Source organism: Bacillus sp. JJ1474, from assembly GCF_036965225.1.
Classification (GTDB): Bacteria; Bacillota; Bacilli; order Bacillales; family Cytobacillaceae; genus Cytobacillus.
This window is the reverse complement of sequence record NZ_JBALPC010000038.1, coordinates 32,993-56,477: the sequence shown is the minus strand read 5'-3', so window position 1 is coordinate 56,477 and position 23,485 is coordinate 32,993. Positions and strand designations below refer to the sequence as shown.

The window sequence follows — 23,485 nt, the reverse complement described above, 5'->3', positions numbered from 1 at the left end:
CCCTTATATATAAAGAGTGAGAGGAGGTGATCAACATGGCAGAGGCATTAATGATTGAGACACGGCTTCGTCTAACGTTCGAAACGGGATTAAATGAGAAGGGCGAACCGATTTTCAAGTCGCGCACTTTTGGAAATGTGAAAAAGATGGCGACAGCTGATCAGCTTTTTCAGGCAGCAACGGCAATCGCATCACTTAGCAAGGACTCCCTATCTACCATTGTCAAAAATGACAGCTTTGACATTCTTGGCTAAGCAGAGGCTCTGGAGCTAGATTCACACATTTAATAAAGCGAAAGGAGGAAAAGACCCATGGCAAAATCATTAGAATTAACATTTGTAACGGATTCAGGCAAGCTATCAAGACTTTCCATCGATAACCCGAAGGAGCCGATTGATCCAGCTGCTGTTAAACTAGCAATGGAGCAAATCATCGCTGCGGATGTGTTCCAAACGATGAACGGCACTCTTGCTTCGGCAAAAGAAGCAAGAGTCATCGAGCGTAACGTCACCGCCTATGAATTAGTCTAGTTACACACGATCGTTAACCCAATAAATGAGGCCGGTTCTGCTCCTATGCAGACCGGCCTCTTTGTGTTTGGAAAAAAACTACGGGGCACGCGCTCAAAAACCGACAAGCACACCCCATAGACCATTTCACTTATATTTTAAACTGATTAATTATTTCCTGAAGTTCCTCTGCCATATAAGATAGCGAAGAGGCAGAAGCTGCGATTTCCTGCATGGAGGCTAATTGTTCCTCGGTTGCGGCGGAAACATTTTGGCTGTCTGCTGTTGTTTTGACAGCAATTTCTTCGATGCCGTGTACAACGCCAACTACCTGTTCAGTGCCCGCTGAAGTCTCTTTTATAGAGACAGAAATCGTTTGAATTTCAGCGCTTACGTGATCGATAAATTCCTTGATTTCATGGAAAGCCTCTCCTGCACTTTGTGCAAGATCCATTCCTTTTTCGATTTCGGTTGTTCCTTTTTCCATCGATTCGACTGCTTGGTTCGTGTCAATTTGAATGGAGGAGATGAGTTGTCGGATTGTTTCAGTTGATCTAGACGATTGCTCCGCTAACTTACGCACCTCATCCGCAACCACGGCAAAACCTTTTCCATTTTCCCCTGCCCTTGCCGCTTCAATGGCCGCATTTAACGCCAGAAGATTCGTTTGGTCGGCAATTCCCGAAATCACATCAATGATTTGATTAATATCGATTGATCTTTTTCTTAAATCCTCAATGACCACGCTAAGCCTGCTAATCGTTTTGTGAATATTGGTCATTTGTTCAGATGTTAGTTGAATCGCTTGATTTCCATTGTTGACAATGTTTACAGCGTCCATGGATGTATCGCGGACGGCCTGAGAATGGCTCAGCATTCTTTCCATTTCCCCAGACATCGCCGTTACAATATGATGGCTTTCCTCAACCATCTTGGATTGGCGTTCTGTTCCGGAAGCAACCTCCTGAATGGCATCGACAATTTGCTCCGTTGCGTTATTATTTTGCTCCGAGCTTGCCAACAGCTGCTCCGATGATGCCGCCAGCATTTCGGATTTCGCATCAATATTACGGATCAGCTCGCGGAGAGCCCCCACCATTTTATTAAAGCTAATGCCTAAATGGCTGATTTCATCATTATTTTTAACATCGAAGGTTTGAGTCAGATCTCCCTCGCTGACTTTTCCAGTTGCTTCAACTAGCTGGTTCAAAGGTCTCGTTATCGACCGGATCACAAAATAAGAAAGCACGGCTCCGATCACGATAAAAAGTCCAACGATTAATAGAGTCGTCATGAGAATCGGTTTCGTATCCTGACTGACCTCATCTAAGTCCATAACACCAGCAATTTTCATCCCCGTTATTTCATTCGTTGTATAATCAATCTGGTTACGGCTATCATTGACCTGTCCATCCTTCTTTTCTAATAAAGGCTGAACCCAGCTGCCTTCTGCCTTTTCGCCTGCTTCGATTTCTGGATGAACGAGGTAGTTTCCTTCAGCACTTATAAGGATCGGATATCCGTTTTTTCCAATCTTAATTCCATCTGTTAACTTGTTTAATGCTTCAAGGCTAAGGTCCATCCCAAATACCCCTGAACCATCCTCAAGCGTGTGAGCAATAGTCACGATCACCCCGCCCGTAAAGGCATCAATATATGGCTCCGTAATAAACGTTTCATTACTCTTCGCCTTAGAACCAATGTACCAAGGGCGCTTTCTCGGATCATACCCATCAGGCAAATCCTGTTCTGGATAAGAGAAAAAATCACCGTTCTCTTCTAAACCTATATAAACAACCATCGCTTCCGGATGCAATACTTGATATTCCTTCAATTGCTCGATCGTTTTTTGGACCTGTTCCTCTGAAAAAGAGCCTTTATTAAAGCTTCCAGCAAAATAAGACGCTGCATTTCCCTTAGGCTCAATAAAGCTAGTAATAAACTTATCAATGACTAAAACATTTTCCCTCGAACTAATCTGGATTTTTTCCTTAATATTGCTTTGCGCATTTAAGTAGGAAGAGAGACCGATCGTTACAGATGGCACTAACAATATCAAAATAAATGATAGCATTAGTTTTTTCCTAATCGTCAATGCAAAAATGGGTTTTCTCTTTGGCTTGGTTTTCACGGTGATGGAGGCCTTCCTTTCATATTCAACTTTCTCCGCTTTTATAGTAAAAAGCTACCTTGTTAAAAGTAGCCAAAAGGGACTCTTATTCGTTTTCGAATCATGGCGATGATAGAAAATAGATTGCAAGATTTGATCGCCGGTACGCCCAATGCTATTAGACCAATAGCACTTAATCCCCCCATTAAATCGAAATTATGTAAGCCTTTTCATTAAAATTATAACCGTGTATTCTCCAATTTTCAACAAGATTCGGCATATTCATAAAATTGATTTTACCTTGTTCCTGGTTAAGAAAAATAGATAAAAAGTTGGAGCCTATCTCATAGTAGAAGAGTAGAGGAGCCGGGAGATTTTACCGTATTGCGCCATTTATTAACTAGCTAAGGGACATGAATTGGGTTACTCCCCTGTTTTATGTCCTTTAAAGCAAACTTAAAGGTCATGAATTGGCTGATTCCTCTGTTTTGTGTCCTTTAAAGCTAACTTAAGGGACATGGATTGGGGGATTCCTCTCCTTTGTGTCCTTTAAAGCTAACTTAAAGGTCATGGATTGGGGGATTCCCCTATTTTATGTCCTTTAAACCTATTATCCTCATTATTCACCTACTCTATTAACACCCTAATATTACAAACGAAATCTACTTTGTAATAAAAATAGTTTTATTCTGAAACATTCCTGTTATCTTCCTTTGCTAATATACTCCTTAAGAAGAAAGAAAAGGAGAATCTCTCATGAAAAAACTTCTAATCACAATAACGACTGCATTTTTTCTACTAGTTGGGTTTTCAAATGTTGCGTCTGCCGCTGAACATACATATAAAGTAAAAAATGGTGATACTCTTTGGTCCATTTCTAAAAAGAATCAAATTACCGTACAGCAATTAAAATCATGGAATAATCTTAAATCAGATATGATTAAGCCTAATCAGGTGTTAAAGGTGGCTCCTGCATCAGCAACTGCTGAAACCAAACCGCCCGCTCCCGCTGTGAAAGCTGCGAGCTATAAAGAAATTACTGTTAAAGCCACTGCATATACAGCTAGCTGCAAAAACTGCAGCGGCATTACGGCTACAGGACTAAATTTAAAAAAGAATCCAAACTTGAAAGTCATTTCTGTTGATCCTAAGGTAATACCGCTCGGATCGAAGGTTTTTGTACCAGGTTACGGGGAAGCGATCGCTGCCGATAAAGGCTCTTCTGTAAAAGGAAACAAAATTGACGTGTTTATTCCTTCTCACAAGCAAGCGATTCAGTGGGGAAATAAATCCGTGAAGATTAAAGTGTATAACTAATTTAAAGAGACAAAAAGAGAGCGACTCTTATTTTGAGCCACTCTCTTTTTTTATTGAAGTTTGTCCTAACTGGATTGTTTTAATAATTCAGCGGCTTCGGACTCGCTGATGTCTTTAATTAAACTTAGTTCACTAATGATATTCCGCTGCGCTTGATTGAGCATTTGCCGTTCACTCGTATTAAGCGACTTTTCCTTGTTGCGATGCAGGAGATCCCGAACAATTTCAGCGGAATCCTCCACCCTACCCGACTTCAGCTTCTCCATGTTCGATTTGTACCTTTCCTTCCAAGGAAGGCCGCAGTCTGACTCCACATTGTGAATATCAAACAAAATTTCTTTCATTGTTTCTCCGTCTAGGATGGAGCGAACACCGGAATCCGTCATTGTTTTCAATGGAAGCATGACGTCCATTTTATTCAATGGTATGTGAATCACATAATACTCCTGTGTCTTCCCTAGAATTTCCCGTTCTTCTATGGCCTCAATGATACCTGCCCCATGCATTGGATAAAAAACCTTATCGCCAATTTGAAACATATCATCACCTCCATATTACCTTCATTAATAATGGTAACACAGATAGTTATTTTTATCAAATTTTTAAATATAACACGAAACAATTATTATCGTCAATATATTTTTTGAAACTTTTTTAAAAAAATTCACATAGGAATATTAAGGAGTTATCAGACCAACAATGCTAGAGATTCCTAACTAGGAAACCGACAAGACACCCCATTCCAAAAAATGATATAATTATTTCTATTGACTATTTGTAAAAGGAGGGGTTTCCATGTCTACCATTCCAGAGCATTTCCTCGAACCGTTGGATTTTGCGGCGAATGAGTTGAAGGATATGCTGAATCCGAAGTCGCCTGATGATGAGCGCATGGTTCAGAAGGGACTGATGCTTTTTCGGCAGGGGCTTGTTTCTCACGTTCGCTTTGATCGGAATGAGATCACGGGTGTGGTTCAGGATGTGACGCCTGCAAAGGTTAGGCTTGATCCTAATTTTATCAATTTAAGCGAATGCTCGTGTCCGGCCGATGGTTTTTGCCGGCATCAGCTTGCTGTGTTTTTCTATCTTCTTTCGCAGGCGAAGAGTGTGACGGATTGGGTGAATGATTGGAGACAGCCCTTGCAGGAGAGTAAAACGGTCAAGCTACTCGGCCTTCAGAGAGCAAAGGACCTGTTAACGACTTCAAGCAGGCAAAAGCCTGATTATGATAACTGGGTGGAAACCATTCACGAAAGCTTTGACGCGATTATGACCGGGAACGGTGAGCCGAAGCCCTATTATATGAATGAACTTTTTCAAATCTATACGAAGCGATGGCAAGCCAATGCACCTTTTGAGCAGGAATGGAAGCTCCTTTATCACTTGATTGGCTACTTCTTTAGCTTTAAAAAGCTGATGGAACTGAGCATTCAGTTCGGGCACTCGGGAGAAATCATAAACCTTTACTATCACCATCTTTTTCAGGATTTGATGGAGGATATTTTGGATGTGACCCATAAACTATCGGTTCACTCCCTCCCCTTTGCCTTCGATGATTTTATTGAAAAATTAAAAGGGGATTCCACCGATATCCTTAAGCATGATTTCCCGCTTGAATTTGAACAAACTCAATTGTATCGAATTCTGTGGATGAAATTTTTCAAGAAGAAGGCTTGGTGCCAGGAAGAAGTCGAAAAACTGCTGGCTATAAAGGACAAAAATTTCCCGATCGTTGTGGCTATTATTCATCAATATATTCTATTGGGGAAAGATGAGGATGCCATTAATCTATTGGAAGTTCCTGAAAAAGAGATGACTCCCTATTTCCTGACCTGGCTTGATTATTTTACCCAACAGAAGGAATGGAAACGAATGGGACCTTATGTTGAGGAATTTATTAAGAGGCTTCGGGAATACCTTCAAATATCAGAGAATCATTATGTTAACCGGAATTTCTCTAATCTTGCCATAAAAGTGATACAACCTTTCTGTTCGGCAACGAGCAGAGACGATATATATGAAAAAGCTCTCGTCGAAACGCTGCCATTCAGCTTTAATGAATATGAAAATCTTCTTTTTGAAAACGGCGCCTTTGATCGCTGGATTGATTTGCAGGCCAGAATGAACCACGATATTGACGTTCTTCCAAAGAGCCGGATCAAGGAAATTGAAAAAGATGCGCCAGCACTGCTTTTACCGCTTTATCATCAGTCGATTCAAAACCATATTTCCCATAAAGGCCGAGACCATTACCGCGTGGCTGTCCGGAAATTGAAAAAGCTCCGGACGTTGTACAAGAAGCTGAAAAGACAGGATGACTGGGTGTTTTTCCTAGACACTCTGCTTGAAAAAACAAAGCGGCTTCGCGCCTTTCAGGAAGAATGTAAGAGGGGAAAGCTAATCGATGCTTGAGATCAGAAAGATAAAAATTAACGTCCGACATATAGATACGAACCTATATAGCCTTTCTGCGCAGAATGATGAGGGGTCTTTTTTAAAACCTGAATTCTGGGGCAAGCTGCTGTTTAATCATCATGAGGAGAGCTTCTATGGAACTCTTTTTCAAGATCATAAAGCCGCGGAGGAGAAGGATATTCCCCTTAACGGCTGGCAGCTTGTCACGTTGTTTGCGAAGGAACGATTTAATTCATTTATCGAGTGGGATTGGGATGAGCTGGCCCAAATTTGTTTAGCCGCCTCTCTTCCTATATATGAGGCGATTTCCGAAAAGGAATGGATCCCTGATTTTTCAGCCTGGGAAAACGGCCAGTTCCGCTGGGCGCTGCCTGACCGGGTTGTGCAGGAATTTGGTTCCTCCTTTTGGGAGCAGATGATTGGGGAAATGTCTGTTAAGGATTTTACCCACGAGATGTTTCATCATGCATTGGATGCGTTTTTTGAGCGTAATAGCAAGCTGAAAGCCGATTTAAGTGGAAAAATAAATACTTTACGCGGAAGTGAGCTTTCTCCCCGTGATCTTGCGGCCTATTTTGACGAAGAAAGCTGGCAGGAATGGATTGGCCTCAAGGAAAACGAGATTCCTTTTTCCATTGGACTGAAGCTGGAGGAGCCTGCCGAGATTGACGATTCATGGGAGCTCAGCATTTTTCTTCGTGGAAAAAAAGAGCCGGATCTGCTAGTGGATTTGCATGATTATGCGAATTATCCTCGGGGCTGGCAGAAGTACGAGGATGCGATCACAAAGGAACAGGAAAGATGGCTGAATGTTTTTCCTTGGCTTAAAGGTGATCGGGGTGTTGCGACACGTTTAACGGAAGATGAGGCTTGGACATTTCTTACTGAGGCGAGTGAAACTCTCCTTTCTTTAGGAATTGAAATTCTGCTGCCTTCATGGTGGCTGGCGATGAAAAATGCCAGTCTTAAGGTGAAGGCTCGTCTTAAAGGGCAGTCCACTAGCCATCGTCCATCCTTTGTCGGGCTTCAGGCGATGCTGGATTATGATTGGCGGATTTCCATGAATGGAGTAGATTTGTCAGAGGATGAGTTCAACAGCATGGTGGAGGAAAAAAGACGACTCGTTTATATTCGAGGAAGATGGATTAAGCTTGATCCTGGGTTTGTACGGCAAATACAGGATTTAATGAAAAAAGCGGAAAAGGAAGGACTTCATGTCCGCGATTTAATTGAGCAGGAGCTTCTCGCTGATGAATCTGAACAAGAGGACGAACTCGAGAATCCAAAAGCCTTTGCCCGAATTCAAATTGAAATGAACCGCCAATGGAAGCAAATGGTGAAGCAGCTTCGCGATATTAAGGATCTCCCTCTCGTGGAAGTCCCCGCTGCATTTCAAGGGGACCTCCGTCCTTATCAAAAGCTCGGCATGAGCTGGCTGCTATTTTTGCGCAAGTATGGATTTGGCGCTTGTTTGGCGGATGATATGGGGCTTGGCAAAACAATTCAGCTGATTTCCTACCTTTTAAAAGTGAAGGAAGAGGAAGCAAACTCTGGCCCTGCGCTGATTATTTGCCCGACCTCCGTGCTCGGAAACTGGCAAAAGGAAATTGAGCGGTTTGCCCCTGAGTTGAATGTGTATCTTCATTATGGGGGGAACCGGTCTAAAAGTGAGGAGTTTGTGGAAAAAGCTTCTGCAGCCGATGTCGTTCTTACCTCGTACGGACTGACCGCTCTAGATGTCGAGGATTTCGAGAGTATTGAATGGGGCTCGATCAGCATAGATGAGGCGCAGAATATTAAAAATGCGCAAACGAAGCAATCGAGGGCGGTTCGGAGGCTAAAGGGCAAGCATCATATTGCTTTGACCGGGACCCCGATGGAAAACCGCTTATCCGAGCTTTGGTCGATTTTTGATTTCACCAACCACGGCTATTTAGGCAGCATGGGCCAATTTCAAAAGCGCTTCGTGCTCCCGATTGAGAAGGATGATAATAAGGAAAAGGTTGGACAGCTTCAAGCTTTTATTAGACCTTTCCTGCTTCGCCGAACGAAACGAGACGAAGAAGTGGCGCTGAATCTCCCAGACAAGCTCGAGCAAAAGGAATACTGTCCGTTAACAGCGGAGCAGGCCTCCTTGTATGAACAGCTCGTCAAGGATACATTCGAGCAAATCGAGAGTTTATCAGCATTCGAGCGGAAAGGATTAATTTTACAAATGCTCAGCCGGTTGAAGCAGCTTTGCAACCACCCCGCTCTTTATTTAAAAGAGGAAAAGCCATCGAAGGTGATTGAGCGTTCGGCTAAGCTTGAGAAGCTGAATGAATTGGTTGAGTCGGTTCTCGATCAAGAAGAAAGCTGCTTGATTTTTACTCAATATATTGAAATGGGCAATATTATTCGCGGGATGATTAAGAAACGATTCGGTGTCGAGGTGCCATTTTTGAATGGCAGTGTTCCGAAAAATGAACGCGACCGGATGATTGAGCAGTTCCAGAACGGGAAGTTTCCTGTCTTTCTTTTATCCTTAAAGGCGGGCGGAACCGGTTTGAATCTGACTGCGGCCAACCACGTCATCCATTATGATCGCTGGTGGAATCCTGCCGTTGAAAACCAAGCCACCGACCGTGCCTACCGCATCGGCCAAAAACGCTTCGTCCACGTCCATAAAATGATCTGCACCGGTACCCTCGAAGAAAAAATTGATGCCATGCTAGAGAAAAAGCAATCGTTGAACGATCAAATCATCCAAAGCGAAAGCTGGATTACCGAGCTTTCAACAGATGAATTAAGGGATTTGGTGTTTTTGAATTAATGTGGTGGTGCTGAAGCGAAATATCTTCAAAGTGACCGATATAACCGCGAAAGTTGCAGATTTTTATATTGGCTGGACAGGTTTTCGCGCTTATCATAAAACCTGTCCAAGTAACCTAACTTGTTGGACAGCTTTTCGTACTTTTCATAAAACCTGTCCGAGTAAACTGACTTGTTGGACAGGTTTTCGAGGTTTCCACAAAACCTGTCTGAGTAATCTAACTTGATGGACAGCTTTTCACGTTTTTCACAAAACCTGTCCAAGTAACCTAACTTGATGGACAGCTTTTCGTGTTTTTCACAAAACCTGTCCAAGTAATCTAACTTGATGGACAGCTTTTCACGGTTTTCACAAAACCTGTCCAAGTAACCTAACTTGTTGGACAGCTTTTCCCGGTTTTCACAAAACCTGTCCAAGTAACCTAACTTGTTGGACAGGTTTTCGCATTTTACCAAAAACCTGTCCACATCCAATCCCCTCTCCAGCCTTAGCTGCCAATCGTCTGATCACTATCAAGACTTGGCGGCTGTTTTTTTATGGCTACTTTCTTTGGTGCGTTTGGCCGATACGCCATATACGAGACTCTGTTCCCTTCTTTAATTAAAAAACAGGATAAGTAGCGAAAATTGGCAGATATTGTTCTGGGTTTCCTCACTTCTATAGAGCCTTTTTTGAAATCAAATAAATAATCGATTGATTGTTGGGTGTTATTTTCTAGGTAGTAAAAACGAAGGATTGTATTTTTTCTAAGAGGAACTTTTTGATATGATTTCGGTTTTTGGAGGTTAATTAACTTGAGGGCGTCAAAAAAACCGGGTTGGTAATTGATATTAAGATGTTTCTTACTGAATTGCTCCCTGCAAAAGTAAAATGACACTGCTAACTTGTTTTCTTTTTTAAATGACACATCAAACCACTCCTATTCCACCCTAACACACTATCAGGACTATTTACCTAGTTAAATTCGACAGGTTTCACTAAATTCCTTTAAATAATCCCTAATAAACCTACAAAATTTTACTTTTTCACTCTTTTTTGTAAATTTCCTCATTCATACTCGTGACTAACAGGAACACAAATCCCTTTCTAGTCATTTTCCCGCTAAGTTTAGAGAAAAAGAACTTGTGAAAAGCGGTGAGAACATGTCTTTATCTACAAAGCTGAGGAAGCTTAGGGATGAGCAAAATTGGGGCTGTGTTTAGTAGCAAATTCAATGAATGTTCATCGGTCTACCATTAGCAAATGTGAAACGGGGGAAATTATTCCGAACTACCAGACTCTTCTTCAGCTCGCTAAAATTAATAACAGTGAGAAACGAGACATTGGATCGGATACTTATATTTTAAAAAAGGGCCCTATTGATCATGATTTGGATATGATTAAGAAATCACTCTTGGAGCTATATAATTTTGATGAAAAGACGAAAGCCCAAACAATTAGGGTAGTTCAGTTTCTTATACTGGGAATGAAACAAAAGTAAACAAAAACCGGCGCGATATGCGCCGGAAATAGTGGGGGATGGGGAATGTATTGATTCTCTCTATGAGGGGGAAAGGTGAATTGAAAACCTGAGGAACACTCATGAAGGGTATTTTTCCGAAATCACCTTAGGATCAGTTTGGTGAACAGGGTGATAGACGGGCAATAATGACTCGCGGAGGATGACTTCTAATTGATTGACCCGATTGGTTAAGTCGTTTACTCTTTCGTTGGATTTGCCCAACATTCTTATTAATGCCTCAACTAGGCTTTCTAATTCCATCTCTTTGTTCAATTCCTAAGCCTCCATTCCTGCGGGGATAAATGCCTCTTCTGAACGCTTTTGTTCGAGAAATCTCACAGAATCTGCTAACACCTCGGTTACATAAACTCTGATTCCTTCTTGATTGTCATAATATCTTGTCTGAATTCTGCCGGTAATTCCAATTAAAGAGCCCTTACGGCAATAGCGCGATGTATTTTCAGCAGTCTTTCTCCATAGGGTGCATTGAACAAAATCCGCCCCAACCTCTCCTTGCTGATTGCGGTACTGACGGTTTACGGCCAAGGTTACGTTGGTCACGGCTGTTCCCTCGGGTGTTCTTTTGATCTCCGGGTCCTTGGTCAATCTGCCTACTAACGTTACTTGATTGATCATTCATTTCTCTCCTCTCTCCAACATGCTCTTATCTTAATCCCTGAATAGCATGAGAGTAAAAAGTCGAAAATTGAATTATGAGGGGTATTTTTGCAGGAAAAAGTCAGTTTTAATGGGTATAAAGGTTCACTCCAAATTGAAAAACGCTTTAAAAATGCAAAATTAGACATTTTACTAAAGAAAATTCGACAAATCAAAATGCATTGGTATTCCTGCCAAATTCGATTACCAAATAGGTCTATGTTATACTTTCAATAAGCCATACGGACGGGAGGAAAAGGATGAAGACGTTTAAACTCATCTCGCTGCAAGTTGTCGAGGATGATTCATTGGTAGATATCGACCTGAATGACGGGTTAATTATTAATCAAGAGAACGATCAGAATACTTGGATGCTAGAGGCCTATGTGAACAATACGTATAATGATTATTTTCAGAAATTGTCCAAGCAAGGCGAAGATATCATTGTTCAGGTTGTCATCACGAAAAAGGAAAACAGCCCAGCCGCCTTCCAAACAAAGATTGTCACCATTAAACCTTTGACTGATCATATTAGTATTCTTTTTGAAGGCAAACTGAAGAAAACGAATTATGATTATGCGGAAATAGTTTTGAAAAAACTCATTGATCAGGGTTTAACAGGGGATGAGCTATTGAAGGAATTTAAGACCATTCTCCGTGGAAAGCCTCAGATTACTGCTGCTAAAGGTGATTAAAATAGGGCAACTCTAAGCCAAGAAATTGACGTGGAGTTGCCCCTTCACATATTATCTACTTATTATCATTATCATTATCATTAAGGTCAAGATTGTCATTATTGTTGTTGTTGTTGTTCATGCCGTTGTTGTCGTTCAAATCATTATTTCTGTCTAAATTGTTGTCATCATTGATGACCCCATTGTTATTGTCGTTGTTGTTTGGCGGAGGGGGTTCTTGATCATTGGTTGCACAACCGGCTAAAAGCAACGCTGCAAGAACAGAACCGCCAATTAGGTTTAAAAGCTTTTTGTTCATTCGAAAAAGCTCCTTTCAAATATGTTTTTTTAAGTTGACCTTTTTTACGGGTCTCCTGTTATAATTCCCAAAATCGTCTGCAACTTGCATAAAAAAAAAGAAAGCTAGCAATTTATATGCTGGCTTTCTTACGAAAACATTTCGTCAATTTTAACAAAAACCTACTGCAAAGCAAACATGATTTCAGTTTCGCACACAAGCTCTCCATCGACAGTCGCAATTGCTTTTCCTTTGCCCATTGGCCCCTTAAACCGAATCATTTCAACCTCTAGACGCAATTGGTCACCTGGCTTCACTTGTCTTTTAAAACGGCATTTATCAATTCCAGCAAAAAGAGCTAGACGTCCGCGATTTTCTTCTTTTTTCAGCATCGCAACAGCTCCCACCTGAGCTAGCGCCTCGACAACCAGAACACCCGGCATAACCGGATAATCAGGAAAATGCCCGTTGAAAAATTCCTCATTGGCCGTTACGTTTTTAATTCCGACTGCTTTATGACCTTCCTCCACCTCAAGAATACGATCAACCAGTAAAAAAGGATAACGGTGAGGAATGATTTCTTTAATTTGTTCAATATTTAGCATAATTAGTACCTCCTACTAATATTAGGTTATAGTTTATTGTACTAAAAAAAGAAGCATACGGGAAGTTTGAAATCGTGAGGTGGGAGTTTATTTTGAAGTTGGCAGCCATTTCTGGCAATTTGTCTGCCTATTTTGTTGGTTTTCAGCTAATTTCAGTACTTTTTCAGCCAATTTTGATGGTTTATCGCCAATTCCACCACTTTTTCAGCCAAATCCCCTAAGCTCCCCGCTCCCCCAGCAAGTCCAAAAAAAAGAGGCCTATGCCCCTTTTATTCTCGTTCTACAAGGTCGACAATATGCGTCCAGGTAGACTTCTGGAATATATCTTTCGCATTGCCGCCTCCCATTACACCATACCCGAAGGCTGCTCCTGCTATACCGCTTAGAGTAATTAAAACAGCAACAATGATAATCCGCAGCCAAATCGGAATCATGCGCACCCGAATACGGCGATTGCGTCTCTTTTCCGCCATGGTTGTGCGTTCTTTTTTTAATTGTTCACGTGATTTCGCTGCTTCTTGATTATTGTTGTTGATTGACATGTTTATTCCCCTTTTAACGAATTCCGTTGATGAGTCCCATCATTTGGTCAGCGATGGAGACGGATCTGGACTGGAATTGATAAGAACGCTGAAGATTAATGAGCTCGGTCATCTCCTTGGACATATCCACATTTGACTGCTCCAAGGCGCTCTGCTGCATGGAAATTTGATTTCTTAAAGGACCGTTAAGATCCGTTAAAATATCATTCACTGGCGTATTTAATTCAGCCATATTTTCCGGCAGACCGAGGAGATTTTCTCCTTTTTGCTCAAGAAATTGCGATTTCTTAATATGAACGACACCAAGATTAAATTCACTTGTACGGCCATCCTCCAAGGAAGCCACCAGTCGCCCTTCGTCCTGTAAAGTAAATTCCTTCACATTATTACTAACAGTAATTGGATTATTGTTTTCATCCAAAACCGGATAGCCATTGCTCGTGACAAGCATGTTTTCATTTGCTGATAATGGAGTTAAGTAAAAGGCGCCGTCCCTCGTATAGCGGATAGCCGAGCCATTCTCCCCTTGCTCGAGCACTTTAAAATACTGGCCCTCTGTAGTCATAGCCATATCAAGGGATCGGTCTGTATTCTTCAAGCTACCCTGGCTCCCTACGATTTGCGATTGAGCAAGCTTGGCCCCAACTCCTTGACGAATTCCGTTAGGTGTTAATCGATTGACCTCTAATTGAGGGAGTGTCTGATTATTAAACTGCTGAAAAAGCAAATCCGTGAAATTCGCTTCTCTGCGCTTATAGCCCGTTGTATCGATATTTGCCATATTATGACTGACAATATCCATTTGTTTTTGCAGCTGGGTTAATGTATTCTGTGCCGTAATCATCGTTCTATTCATCATTCATCCCCCTTTGCCGGAAAAATTTTAGTTGCATCCCAAAAATTAACCGATACGACCTATTTCATTCGCAGCTTTTTCCATACTCCGGTCATAGGCTTGAAGCACCTTCTGATTCGCCTCAAACGATCTGTAGGCTGATAGCATTTCTGTCATCGTTCTACCAACATCCACATTAGAACGCTCTACAAACCCTTGCTGAAGCTTAAATTGGACCCCTGCCGCATTGTAAGCACTCGGAAGCTGATTGCCGTCCTCTGTTCGAAATAACCCGTATCCTTGCTTCATAAGGCGGTTTGCGTCCTCCGCGAACGCGATTCCCAGTCTTGCGGTTTCTCCGCCCTCACCTGTCAACACACCATTTTCATTAAGCGTAAATCGATCACTAGTCAGCTGAATGCGATTCCCCGCTTCATTCAATACAAAATGGCCGCTTGCGGTTGTTAAAAAGCCTTGTCCATCTACTGTAAAGTTTCCATTTCGTGTATATTGCTGTTCCCCATTTAGACCCGCAATTGTAAAAAACACACTGCCGTTAACAGGCAAAGACACATCCAGTAAAGCCATGTCCGTTTTAATGCCTGTTTCTTTTAAATCACCCTGCAAAAAAGCCGGCATCGCTTCCTGCATATAAACCCCTGTATTCAAAGCGCCAATCCTTCGATTGAAAGGCAGACGAAGCCCGTCTTCCGTTGGGATCACTTCCTGGTCAAATCGCTGCAACAGCATTTCCGGAAACGCACGCAAGGCAGATTGATCAGCCTTAAAGCCCGGTGTATTCGCATTCGCCATATTATTCGTCAGCATTTCTGTTCTTTTCTGCTGCGCCACCATCCCGGAGGCCACTGTATAAAACCCTCTGAACATAAGTTCACCTCATTAGAAAACTTTTGAAAAATATGTATAAGTATCCGTTTGGAAACGGAATATATTTATTAGCATTACTTCTATTATAGAAAAAATCTTCAAAATAAACATTATAAAAAGTAAGAATTTTTGCAGATATTATTATTTTACCATTTTCTAAAGTAGCCTAAGATAAAAAATCGAGTATAAAACCTAGATGATTTCATACTCGATTTTGTTATTCTTCACTTAAAATTTATCCCAGCTTGCGTTTCGGAAGCTTATCAATATTATCAAGCATAATACCTGTTCCAATCGCTACGCAATCCATTGGATTTTCAGCTATTAAGACAGGCACTTTCAATTCCTCAGCAAGAAGGGTGTCGATGCCGTGGAGAAGCGCGCCCCCGCCTGTTAGTATAACACCGCGATCGATAATATCAGCAGATAGTTCAGGTGGCGTCCGTTCAAGCACACTCTTTGCCGCCTGTACGATGACCGCAACAGATTCCCTTAAAGCACGTTCAATTTCTTCTGAACGAACTGTGATCGTTCTTGGAAGGCCTGATACCATATCGCGTCCGCGAATATCCAATTCCTCGCTCTTTGATCCTGGGAATACGGTTCCAATGGTTGTTTTAATATTCTCAGCGGTTCTTTCCCCGATTAATAGCTTGTACTCGCGCTTAATATATTGCAGAATCTCACTGTCGAAGGCATCTCCTGCCATTTTAATCGAAGAAGAGGTTACGATGTCACCCATAGATAAAACTGCGACATCTGTCGTTCCCCCACCAATGTCAACGACCATGTTTCCGCTTGGCTGGAAGATATCCATACCGGCGCCAATCGCGGCTACCTTAGGCTCTTCCTCTAAATAGATCTTCTTACCGCCACTCTTTTCTGCCGCTTCTTTAATCGCCTTTTGCTCCACACTTGTGATGTTCGTTGGGCAGCAAATTAAAATGCGTGGCTTTGATAAAAAGCCTTTCACATTCAATTTGTTAATAAAATGCTTCAGCATAGCTTCTGTTACGTCAAAATCCGCTATAACTCCATCTCTAAGCGGGCGAATAGCTGCGATATTGCCAGGCGTCCGTCCCACCATTCTGCGCGCTTCCTCACCTACTGCCAAAACCTTATTCGTGTTCTTATCAATTGCTACCACAGACGGCTCATTCAAAACAATTCCGCGGCCCTTCACGTGAATCAGCACGTTAGCCGTTCCTAAGTCAATTCCAATATCCCTTGCAAACATTCTCTCATCTTTCCTCCTTGACTACTGGCCTGCATTGTCCGCCACCTGCTCATGGACATAATTAAGCACCAGGCCAGGTCTGCCCAGTACACGCCTTATGCATTTAGCTATATTAAGCGAACCTCGCTATATTTAAAATTCTTCAACTTATGCTCCAGAAAAAATGAAGCACTCCACTTGCCTAACTCACCTAGTTGTAGACCTTTTTGATTATACGAATCAAGTTCTATCCTAATTCTATATTCTACCACACTCAAGGCGAATTAAATAATTTTTTGTCAGAATATGTGTGGGTTTTTGAAGATTTTTGTCGTAAAAGAAAAAAAAGCAGCCAGAGCCTTTTATTTGGCGCCTGACTGCATTTTTTGTTGGCTTTGCTAATAAATATTGTTGAGGATCAATCCGCCTTAACATACCTATCTTATTTTCGTTGCATAAGGCTAATAATCAACAAAATCATTTTCTTGTTTTACTTTAATACTTCTCCCTCAATTTCTTCTTTCTTATATTTCATTTTTGTAGCTTCTCCCCCGCGTAAATGTCGGATTGATTTATGGTAATCTAGAATTTCCTTCACTTCATTCGCCAGTTCAGGGTTAATCTCAGGTAGTCTTTCTGTTAAGTCTTTATGGACTGTACTTTTGGATACGCCAAACTCCTTCGCGATAACGCGAACTGTTTTTCTCGTCTCCACGATATACTTTCCAATCTTGATAGTTCTCTCTTTGATGTAATCGTGCACACCACTCGCCCTCCCTAAATTGGATGTGAGAAGTGCGAAATGAGACTCGCTTTTCGCTTTGATCTATACTCTGTTCCGCATGGCGGCTATATTCGGAGAATTCTCCATACGGCAGAAAGCTTTTACTTTCTGAGCTTGCGGTGAATAAACATGTCCTAAGGCACATTCAATACTATCTGCAAAACGACTCCTCACCTCAACCACTCTCTTTGTCAGGTTTGTATCAGTCTATTAGCTTGGTTGCAGATATATGCACGAAAAACACATTAGGGACAAGGTATTGCGAAAGTTTTTTGAAGATTTAGTATTTAACGGGAGATTTTGACTAAAAATATTGTATTTTAGGTAATGGACTGACAGTTTTTAAGGAATAGTGTTCTAAAAAATTTGAAGCAAGGAGAATGGTTTCACTTCACAGTCTCATCCCAGATCTAAGGGGATTTTTGTAGGAAAATGAGCTTTTACCGGTTATTTCCCGAGAAATTGTCGATCGAGGAAATTTCCTGTCAGTAAATGGATAGCGGTCATTCACGCCAAAAAGCCCGCCGAATCGGCAGGGCTTTGGCTTATATTATGCGTTTGAAGAATCCTTAGAATTTTGTTCTGTTTCGTTATTCGTGTCTTCTTCGGAATCTTTCTCATCATCGCTTGTACCTTTTTCTGTATCTTCCTCAGAGGCTTCTTCATCTACAGCATCTTGATCATCAGATGCTTTCGTTTCATCTTCCTCACTAAGCTCCTGTAATGTGCTTAATGGCTTTTGGAAGTAATCATGCGGGTTAAGTGCAACGTTATCCTTGCGAATTTCGAAGTGTACATGGACACCCGCTTCCGCATCAAACATGCTTTCACCAGCTTTTGCAATCACTTGGCCTTGCTTAACCTGACTGCCAACCTCGACACTGATCTCTTTAACAGATTGATACTGTGTTACAATTCCTTTGTCATGTTCAATTTCAATGACATTTCCCAACAGCACATCTTCTTCAATCTTCGTAACCGTTCCACTTAAGGATGCAACGACATCAAATGTTTCGCCATCCTTCATCCCAATATTGATACCTGTGTTTTGGTGATATTGGTTTTCGTATAGGACAAGTGCTGCTTCCTGTTCTTCTGCTTTGGCATCTGCGTCATAGAAAGGTCTTTGAATGACTGATGCATCGACATCTTTTACAGGCATCATGATGTTTTCCATAGATCGGTTTACTTCGATTGCTGGTTCATTAAACTTTTTCCCCGGTACATCGGTAGCGCTATTATCCACGCTATCTGGATTCGCTGAATTATTATTCGTGTTTTGGTACCAAAGAACCCCGGTTAGAATGATTGCTGCTGCTGCAATGTAGATCGCTGGGAATACCCAACGCTTCTTGAAAAAGCGTTTAAAGCTGGAATTTTGAGAAGATCGTTTCTTTTCTTCCTCTCTCATTTATCATCACCTCAGCAATCATTCTGAACAGATTAGAAGAATTATATACATCCCCGCAAAAATATTTTTTTGGATTATTTTTCGACAAAATTAAAGAAATTATTCATTATTTAAAAATAAATTTTTTCTGGGATAAAATGTGTTCTTTTGGGCATAAAAAAGAGCTGCCTGCTGGTATCGGCAACTCTATGTTCACGTTTACTTAAGCGAAAGGTTAAAATCCTTATATTGAACCTTTCTATGTTTGTGTTTCCCCGACTAAGGGCTGAAACCCTTACATTGAGCCTACTCACGTGTACACCCTGAAATCACAAAACCATACAGATTGTCTTTTCAGGGTGCCTGGCACCAATTTATTTTTTGGCTAATACTTTAGTAAGGTAGTTTTCTGAGTTAGCAATTTCTACGCCTTTATAGTAGTAGGAGATGATGTCTTTGTAGGTTTTTCCTTCTGAGGCCATCCCATTTGCCCCGTATTGGCTCATACCGACACCATGGCCATATCCCCTCGTGTTAATAACAACCTGATCCCCCTGGCGCTTCCACGTGAAGTCTGTGGACCTTAGTCCGAGCTTTTCCCTAATCACCTTACCTGAAAAGACTTTCCCGTTAATTTCAACCTCACCGACACGCTTTCCCGCAGTTCTAGACGTTATAGTGCCGATCGTATTATTGGAAGGAAGCTTGACTCCTAACCTATTCTCGAAATCTGAAATGGTAAATGTTTTTTGGTTGCTGAACTTTGGCGATTCCAAGTCCCATGGGCTTTCCACGCTTTTTAAATAAGGGACTGCGTTTAACCAAATAGCCTCAGAATTTTCGGTATACCCATTACTTGTTGAAAAGAAGCTGGCGTCAATCGGTGAGCCTTCGTAAACGATAATTTGCCCACTCGTTTCCTTGACAGCCTCTGTGATTTTTTCGATTGCCCACTTAAAATCCGGGCCAAATGTTTTTCTGATTTCATCCATATCCTTATAAACCTGATGCTCCACCGTGTCCGTGACAAGCGCTCCATCAGGCAGCTCTGACTTATTTTCTCGCATCATTTGATTCACAATATACGTTCTTGCTGCTAAGGCTTGAGCCTTTAACGCCTCTTTTTCAAAAGCCCTTGGCATTTCTGATGCTACTACTCCGACAACATAATCCTCTAGCGGAAGCGAATCCACTTGCTTTTTTTTCATTCGAAATACCGCTACCTCAACAGCTGGCTCTTTAGAGGTTTCCGCTGTATGCTTCTTGCTGTCTTCCTTATTTAACCGCTCCCCGAGCTTTACGGACACCTGATCGTCTTTAAAAGGGAGGACTAATAAAGAAGGAATCAGCAGAGTAATGAAAACAAGCAGTGCTCCTAGTACGATGAAAGGTTTAAATTTTGTCATGACTATGCCTCCATAATATGTGATTTAGACCCCTTAGAAGTCTGTCTCTTCTCAATCTTATGGTCGTGGACAGGCTATTATGACAAGAATTTTGGGCTGGAATGTTAAAGGTTGGTAACTCTTTAGGGGCTCAATGGAGGAAAAATAATTTCGAGATATCATCAGAATTCGGAGAGCTAAGCAGGGTTGGTTTCCACTTTTTCCAAATCACTGCACAACACCTTCTAAAAAAAGAAAAAACGCAACCCCCACTCGTCAGAGGTCTGACGAACGGATTCTGCGCTTCATCTCAAAATTATCTTTTACTAAACAATTCACTCACAAAAAGTGACTTTTTAATCTCACAAAACTACGCATTCATATCTGAAACATATCGTTCCACTGGGGCAACGATTTCGTCCACTTCTTTTACGCGCTCAATATCGGCACCAAGGGCAGCCAGCTTGTTGTGGAAATCCACATAGCCACGGTCTAAATGCTTCAATTCCGTTACACGAGTTACGCCATCTGCTACCAATCCAGATAAAACGAGTGCCGCAGCAGCACGTAAATCCGTTGCAGCCACTTCAGCTCCCTGGAGATTAGATGGTCCGTTCATAATAACAGAGCGGCCTTCGATCTTAATATCAGCGTTCATACGGCGGAATTCCTCCACATGCATGAAGCGATTTTCGAATACAGTCTCCGTGATCACACTTGTACCGTTTGCATGGAGTAATAAAGCCATCATTTGGGATTGCATATCAGTCGGGAAACCAGGATGAGGCATTGTTTTAATATCAACTGCCTTTAGTTTCTCTGGACCGATGACACGAATGCCTTCTGCTTCTTCAACAAAAAGAACGCCCATTTCTTCCATTTTTGCAATTAATGAGGTGGAGTGTTCAGGGACAGCGCCTTTGACAAGGACATTTCCGCCTGTAATCGCAGCAGCCACCATAAAGGTACCAGCTTCAATTCGGTCAGGGATGATATGGTGCTCCGCTCCGAATAATTGGTCAACACCTTCAATTCGGATCGTACCGGTTCCGGCTCCTCTAACCTTTGCACCCATTTTATTGAGGAAATTCGCTAAATCCACGATTTCCGGTTCTTTCGCTACGTTTTCTAAAATCGTTGTCCCTTTGGCAAGGGTTGCAGCCATCATAATATTTTCCGTTGCTCCGACACTTGGAAAATCAAGATAGATTTTTGCCCCATGCAGGCGGCCATTTGCTGCTTCTGCCTCGATAAATCCATTGCCAACCTTCACCGTAGCACCCATTGCCTCAAAGCCTTTTAAATGCTGATCAATCGGGCGAGATCCAATTGCACACCCGCCAGGCAATGCTACACGCGCACGGCCATTACGGGCAAGTAAGGATCCCATAACCAAAACAGAAGCACGCATTTTACGGACATATTCAAAAGGTGCCTCTACTCTTAATTCTCGTGATGCATTAACAGTGACTTGGTTATGATTAAACTCCACTTCGGCGTTTAAATAGCGTAATACTTCATTGATCGTGTATACATCGGAGAGTGTCGGTACATCACGAATTACGCTCTTGCCATCACTTGCTAATAGTGTTGCGGCGATAACCGGTAAAACAGCGTTTTTTGCTCCTTCTACTTTGACAATACCGCTTAACCTATTTCCGCCGCGGACGATGATTTTTTCCAAAGTGTATTCCCCTCCGCGTCCAATTTCTCTATATTAATATTCAATCGTTAGGATGGGTGTGCCAACTACAAGGGTAGTCTTTCCGCCCAATCCATGATTTCTTATACCTATTTGCAAATTCATATCCTTGCCTTTTGTTTGAATAGCATTATCAAACAATGTCGAATAGGCGGATGCCGATATGAAATTCTCCTCATGTAAACCTTCTATTTTTTTCGCATTAAAGGCAGCTAATAAATGGTTTATTTCATTAGGCAAAGTCTTATCAATTTTATCACTGAATTCGCCTTTCAAACAAGAGAAAATTGTGGTATTTTCATGGAAAATGTCAGAAATTCTGCCATTTAAGAGAAAGTTGATCTCTTTTTCAGATTCAGCCTTCCAGTCATTCCCTTTCACTTCATAAATGACATACGTTTGAACTTTATTTTTTGTGGGGGTCGATAGAATCTTTATCGTTTCCGTCTGAGAATCTTTATTTAAAACCGCCACGGTTTCCGACTGTTTTTCCAAATCGTTACTCGTCCAAGTCCAATTTGGGTATTGTTTCTTGAGGTCATCTGTATATTTTTTTACCTCATCCACGCTTTGAAGACTTTCCATATTTTCTCTTGCATGCAAAGACCATTCAATGATTAAAATATCTTCGTCTTGTAAAATTGAGGATAGCTTCATAAGATCGAGATCGGTTTTGGCCACAGTCGTTTTATTCCCAAAGTTTAAGACCATAAAACCAAAAGTACCAACAATTGCTAATATTATCTTCAAGTATTTCATATTTACATCCTCCCCCTTACTACCATTGTTACCAAGGAGGAGCTGAGCATACTTGGGAATTGTCGTCACTTTTTGACAATTTAGCTTGAGTCGCCTATCAGCTGCTAGCATGGATGCTGCCACAGAACGTGGCGTTCATAGCGACTGAAGCAATTGTAAAATTGAGGATATTGCCCAATTTCTTATATCCTATTCAAAATCGTCAAATTTGGGATTAACTATTTAATGCCAATTTTTAAACATGCAAAAATAGAGCACAACAAATAGAATTGTACTTAAAAATAAGATAATTGAAAACATGTACGAAGACCCATATTATCTACTATTTTGTTAAATCTTTTTTTAAAGTACCGTTTGAAGAATAAGGGGCAATTGCCTCGACCATAGAAGATAATCAAGGAAAAAGTTACTTACGGACGCCCCAATGGCAATCGATAATAGGATGTAGAGTACTCTTGCCTGCATGACACGGTTGGGACGCAAAAGCTGATCAATGCGCAATGCTTGAAGAGCCCACCAGGCTAAAGCAATAAAAACCAAATGTGACATAATGCTAAGCAACGCCTGTTGTCCAAATCCTGGAACCATGTATACCACTCCCATCTCCATCGCCGCCATAGGAAAAACTATTTGGGCTATGTATTCGATATTTTTTCGAAAATATGTCAATACTAAACCGAAAATTGACAATCCGCCTATAATCATAGCATGGAACGCGGCTTTATAATAGGAAATAACACTTGTCTTACAAAGAATCTTTAAGTTTTGATAAAAGTTCGGATTTGTTAGCAAGATATGGGGAATTAACAGCAGTTTTTTTGGATTTGTCAGCCAGAATTCTGATTTATTAGCCAAATTGATGCAGATGTCAGCCAGATTTTCATTTTGTCAGCCAATTTCGTGCCGTTGTCAGCCAGGCTCCCCTTTTATCAGCCAATTTCGTGCCGTTGTCAGCCAGATTCCCGGTTTATCAGCCAATTCGAACCTTTTTCATGATAAATTGTCCATCCCCATACACTGCTTTGACTTTTCAATCCCAGTTCTCGATGAAATGTCCGTCCAGTCTACCTGCTTGGACTTTTCAAA

At 41.5% G+C, this 23,485-nt stretch carries 24 protein-coding genes; 7 read left to right on the top strand and 17 right to left on the bottom strand.

Going from position 1 to position 23,485, the window contains the following annotated elements:
- Positions 1-35 precede the first annotated feature (35 nt).
- Positions 36-254: a DUF1659 domain-containing protein gene (locus V7164_RS06140; protein ID WP_066296963.1), complete on the top strand. Its 219-nt coding sequence runs from the start codon at positions 36-38 to the stop codon at positions 252-254.
- A gap of 57 nt (positions 255-311) precedes the next feature.
- On the top strand, positions 312-530 hold the full coding sequence (locus V7164_RS06135) for a DUF2922 domain-containing protein (protein WP_335353651.1): 219 nt from the start codon (positions 312-314) through the stop codon (positions 528-530).
- 130 nt (positions 531-660) lie between these two features.
- Here the strand turns inward: V7164_RS06135 and V7164_RS06130 are convergent, their stop codons facing one another.
- Positions 661-2,640: a methyl-accepting chemotaxis protein gene (locus V7164_RS06130; protein WP_335353650.1), complete on the bottom strand. Its 1,980-nt coding sequence runs from the start codon at positions 2,638-2,640 to the stop codon at positions 661-663.
- A gap of 735 nt (positions 2,641-3,375) precedes the next feature.
- Between V7164_RS06130 and V7164_RS06125 the strand changes: the two genes are divergently transcribed.
- Positions 3,376-3,936, top strand: coding sequence for a 3D domain-containing protein (locus V7164_RS06125; protein ID WP_335353649.1), 561 nt, complete (start codon positions 3,376-3,378; stop codon positions 3,934-3,936).
- A gap of 65 nt (positions 3,937-4,001) precedes the next feature.
- On the opposite strand, the gene V7164_RS06120 is transcribed toward V7164_RS06125, so the two are convergent.
- Positions 4,002-4,475 (bottom strand): CarD family transcriptional regulator, encoded by a 474-nt coding sequence (locus V7164_RS06120; protein ID WP_335353648.1) that lies wholly within the window; start codon positions 4,473-4,475, stop codon positions 4,002-4,004.
- A gap of 256 nt (positions 4,476-4,731) precedes the next feature.
- Here V7164_RS06120 and V7164_RS06115 point away from each other — a divergent pair, with 256 nt between their 5' ends.
- Positions 4,732-6,348, top strand: a complete 1,617-nt coding sequence (locus tag V7164_RS06115; RefSeq protein ID WP_335353647.1) for an SWIM zinc finger family protein — start codon at positions 4,732-4,734, stop codon at positions 6,346-6,348.
- A complete protein-coding gene (locus V7164_RS06110) occupies positions 6,341-9,163 on the top strand; it encodes a DEAD/DEAH box helicase (RefSeq protein WP_335353646.1) in 2,823 nt (940 codons plus the stop codon). The genes V7164_RS06115 and V7164_RS06110 overlap by 8 nt, the downstream gene beginning before the upstream one ends.
- 487 nt (positions 9,164-9,650) lie before the next feature.
- Here the strand turns inward: V7164_RS06110 and V7164_RS06105 are convergent, their stop codons facing one another.
- The gene (locus V7164_RS06105; protein WP_335353645.1) at positions 9,651-10,070 is read right to left on the bottom strand and encodes a hypothetical protein; all 420 of its coding nucleotides are present in this window, start codon (positions 10,068-10,070) and stop codon (positions 9,651-9,653) included.
- A 279-nt stretch (positions 10,071-10,349) separates the two neighbouring features.
- Here V7164_RS06105 and V7164_RS06100 point away from each other — a divergent pair, with 279 nt between their 5' ends.
- Positions 10,350-10,643 (top strand): helix-turn-helix transcriptional regulator, encoded by a 294-nt coding sequence (locus V7164_RS06100; RefSeq protein ID WP_335353644.1) that lies wholly within the window; start codon positions 10,350-10,352, stop codon positions 10,641-10,643.
- Positions 10,644-10,742: 99 nt separating this feature from the next.
- Here V7164_RS06100 and V7164_RS06095 read toward each other — a convergent pair whose 3' ends face one another.
- Both V7164_RS06095 and ssb read right to left on the bottom strand, forming a co-directional pair.
- Positions 10,743-10,937 carry a hypothetical protein gene (locus V7164_RS06095; protein WP_335353643.1) on the bottom strand — a complete coding sequence of 65 codons (195 nt, stop codon included), beginning with the start codon at positions 10,935-10,937 and terminating at the stop codon, positions 10,743-10,745.
- 3 nt (positions 10,938-10,940) lie between these two features.
- Complete coding sequence (gene ssb / locus V7164_RS06090) at positions 10,941-11,300, bottom strand: single-stranded DNA-binding protein (RefSeq protein WP_335353642.1); 360 nt, start codon at positions 11,298-11,300, stop codon at positions 10,941-10,943.
- 281 nt (positions 11,301-11,581) lie between these two features.
- On the opposite strand from ssb, the gene V7164_RS06085 reads away from it, so the two are divergent.
- Positions 11,582-12,016, top strand: a complete 435-nt coding sequence (locus tag V7164_RS06085) for a YwpF-like family protein (protein WP_335353641.1) — start codon at positions 11,582-11,584, stop codon at positions 12,014-12,016.
- A gap of 55 nt (positions 12,017-12,071) precedes the next feature.
- On the opposite strand, the gene V7164_RS06080 is transcribed toward V7164_RS06085, so the two are convergent.
- The 12 genes from V7164_RS06080 to V7164_RS06025 form a co-directional block, all read right to left on the bottom strand.
- Positions 12,072-12,314, bottom strand: coding sequence for a hypothetical protein (locus tag V7164_RS06080; protein ID WP_335353640.1), 243 nt, complete (start codon positions 12,312-12,314; stop codon positions 12,072-12,074).
- A gap of 161 nt (positions 12,315-12,475) precedes the next feature.
- Entirely contained in the window at positions 12,476-12,898 is a 423-nt protein-coding gene (fabZ, locus tag V7164_RS06075; protein ID WP_335344547.1) for a 3-hydroxyacyl-ACP dehydratase FabZ, read from the bottom strand.
- Between the two features lie 269 nt (positions 12,899-13,167).
- Positions 13,168-13,440 (bottom strand): DNA-directed RNA polymerase subunit beta, encoded by a 273-nt coding sequence (locus tag V7164_RS06070; RefSeq protein ID WP_335344548.1) that lies wholly within the window; start codon positions 13,438-13,440, stop codon positions 13,168-13,170.
- 13 nt (positions 13,441-13,453) lie between these two features.
- Positions 13,454-14,296, bottom strand: a complete 843-nt coding sequence (locus V7164_RS06065) for a flagellar hook-basal body protein (protein WP_335353653.1) — start codon at positions 14,294-14,296, stop codon at positions 13,454-13,456.
- A gap of 45 nt (positions 14,297-14,341) precedes the next feature.
- Positions 14,342-15,163, bottom strand: a complete 822-nt coding sequence (locus V7164_RS06060) for a flagellar hook-basal body protein (protein WP_335353639.1) — start codon at positions 15,161-15,163, stop codon at positions 14,342-14,344.
- A 235-nt stretch (positions 15,164-15,398) separates the two neighbouring features.
- Positions 15,399-16,400 (bottom strand): rod shape-determining protein, encoded by a 1,002-nt coding sequence (locus V7164_RS06055; protein WP_335344550.1) that lies wholly within the window; start codon positions 16,398-16,400, stop codon positions 15,399-15,401.
- A 469-nt stretch (positions 16,401-16,869) separates the two neighbouring features.
- The gene (gene spoIIID, locus V7164_RS06050) at positions 16,870-17,142 is read right to left on the bottom strand and encodes a sporulation transcriptional regulator SpoIIID (protein ID WP_335344551.1); all 273 of its coding nucleotides are present in this window, start codon (positions 17,140-17,142) and stop codon (positions 16,870-16,872) included.
- 571 nt (positions 17,143-17,713) lie between these two features.
- Positions 17,714-18,574, bottom strand: a complete 861-nt coding sequence (locus V7164_RS06045; protein WP_335344552.1) for a M23 family metallopeptidase — start codon at positions 18,572-18,574, stop codon at positions 17,714-17,716.
- A 353-nt stretch (positions 18,575-18,927) separates the two neighbouring features.
- Positions 18,928-19,959, bottom strand: a complete 1,032-nt coding sequence (gene spoIID, locus V7164_RS06040; RefSeq protein WP_335353638.1) for a stage II sporulation protein D — start codon at positions 19,957-19,959, stop codon at positions 18,928-18,930.
- Positions 19,960-20,308: 349 nt separating this feature from the next.
- The gene (gene murA, locus V7164_RS06035; protein ID WP_335344554.1) at positions 20,309-21,622 is read right to left on the bottom strand and encodes a UDP-N-acetylglucosamine 1-carboxyvinyltransferase; all 1,314 of its coding nucleotides are present in this window, start codon (positions 21,620-21,622) and stop codon (positions 20,309-20,311) included.
- A gap of 33 nt (positions 21,623-21,655) precedes the next feature.
- Positions 21,656-22,399, bottom strand: coding sequence for a YwmB family TATA-box binding protein (locus V7164_RS06030; RefSeq protein WP_335353637.1), 744 nt, complete (start codon positions 22,397-22,399; stop codon positions 21,656-21,658).
- 342 nt (positions 22,400-22,741) lie between these two features.
- Complete coding sequence (locus V7164_RS06025) at positions 22,742-22,987, bottom strand: DUF1146 family protein (protein WP_335353636.1); 246 nt, start codon at positions 22,985-22,987, stop codon at positions 22,742-22,744.
- Positions 22,988-23,485: the final 498 nt, after the last annotated feature.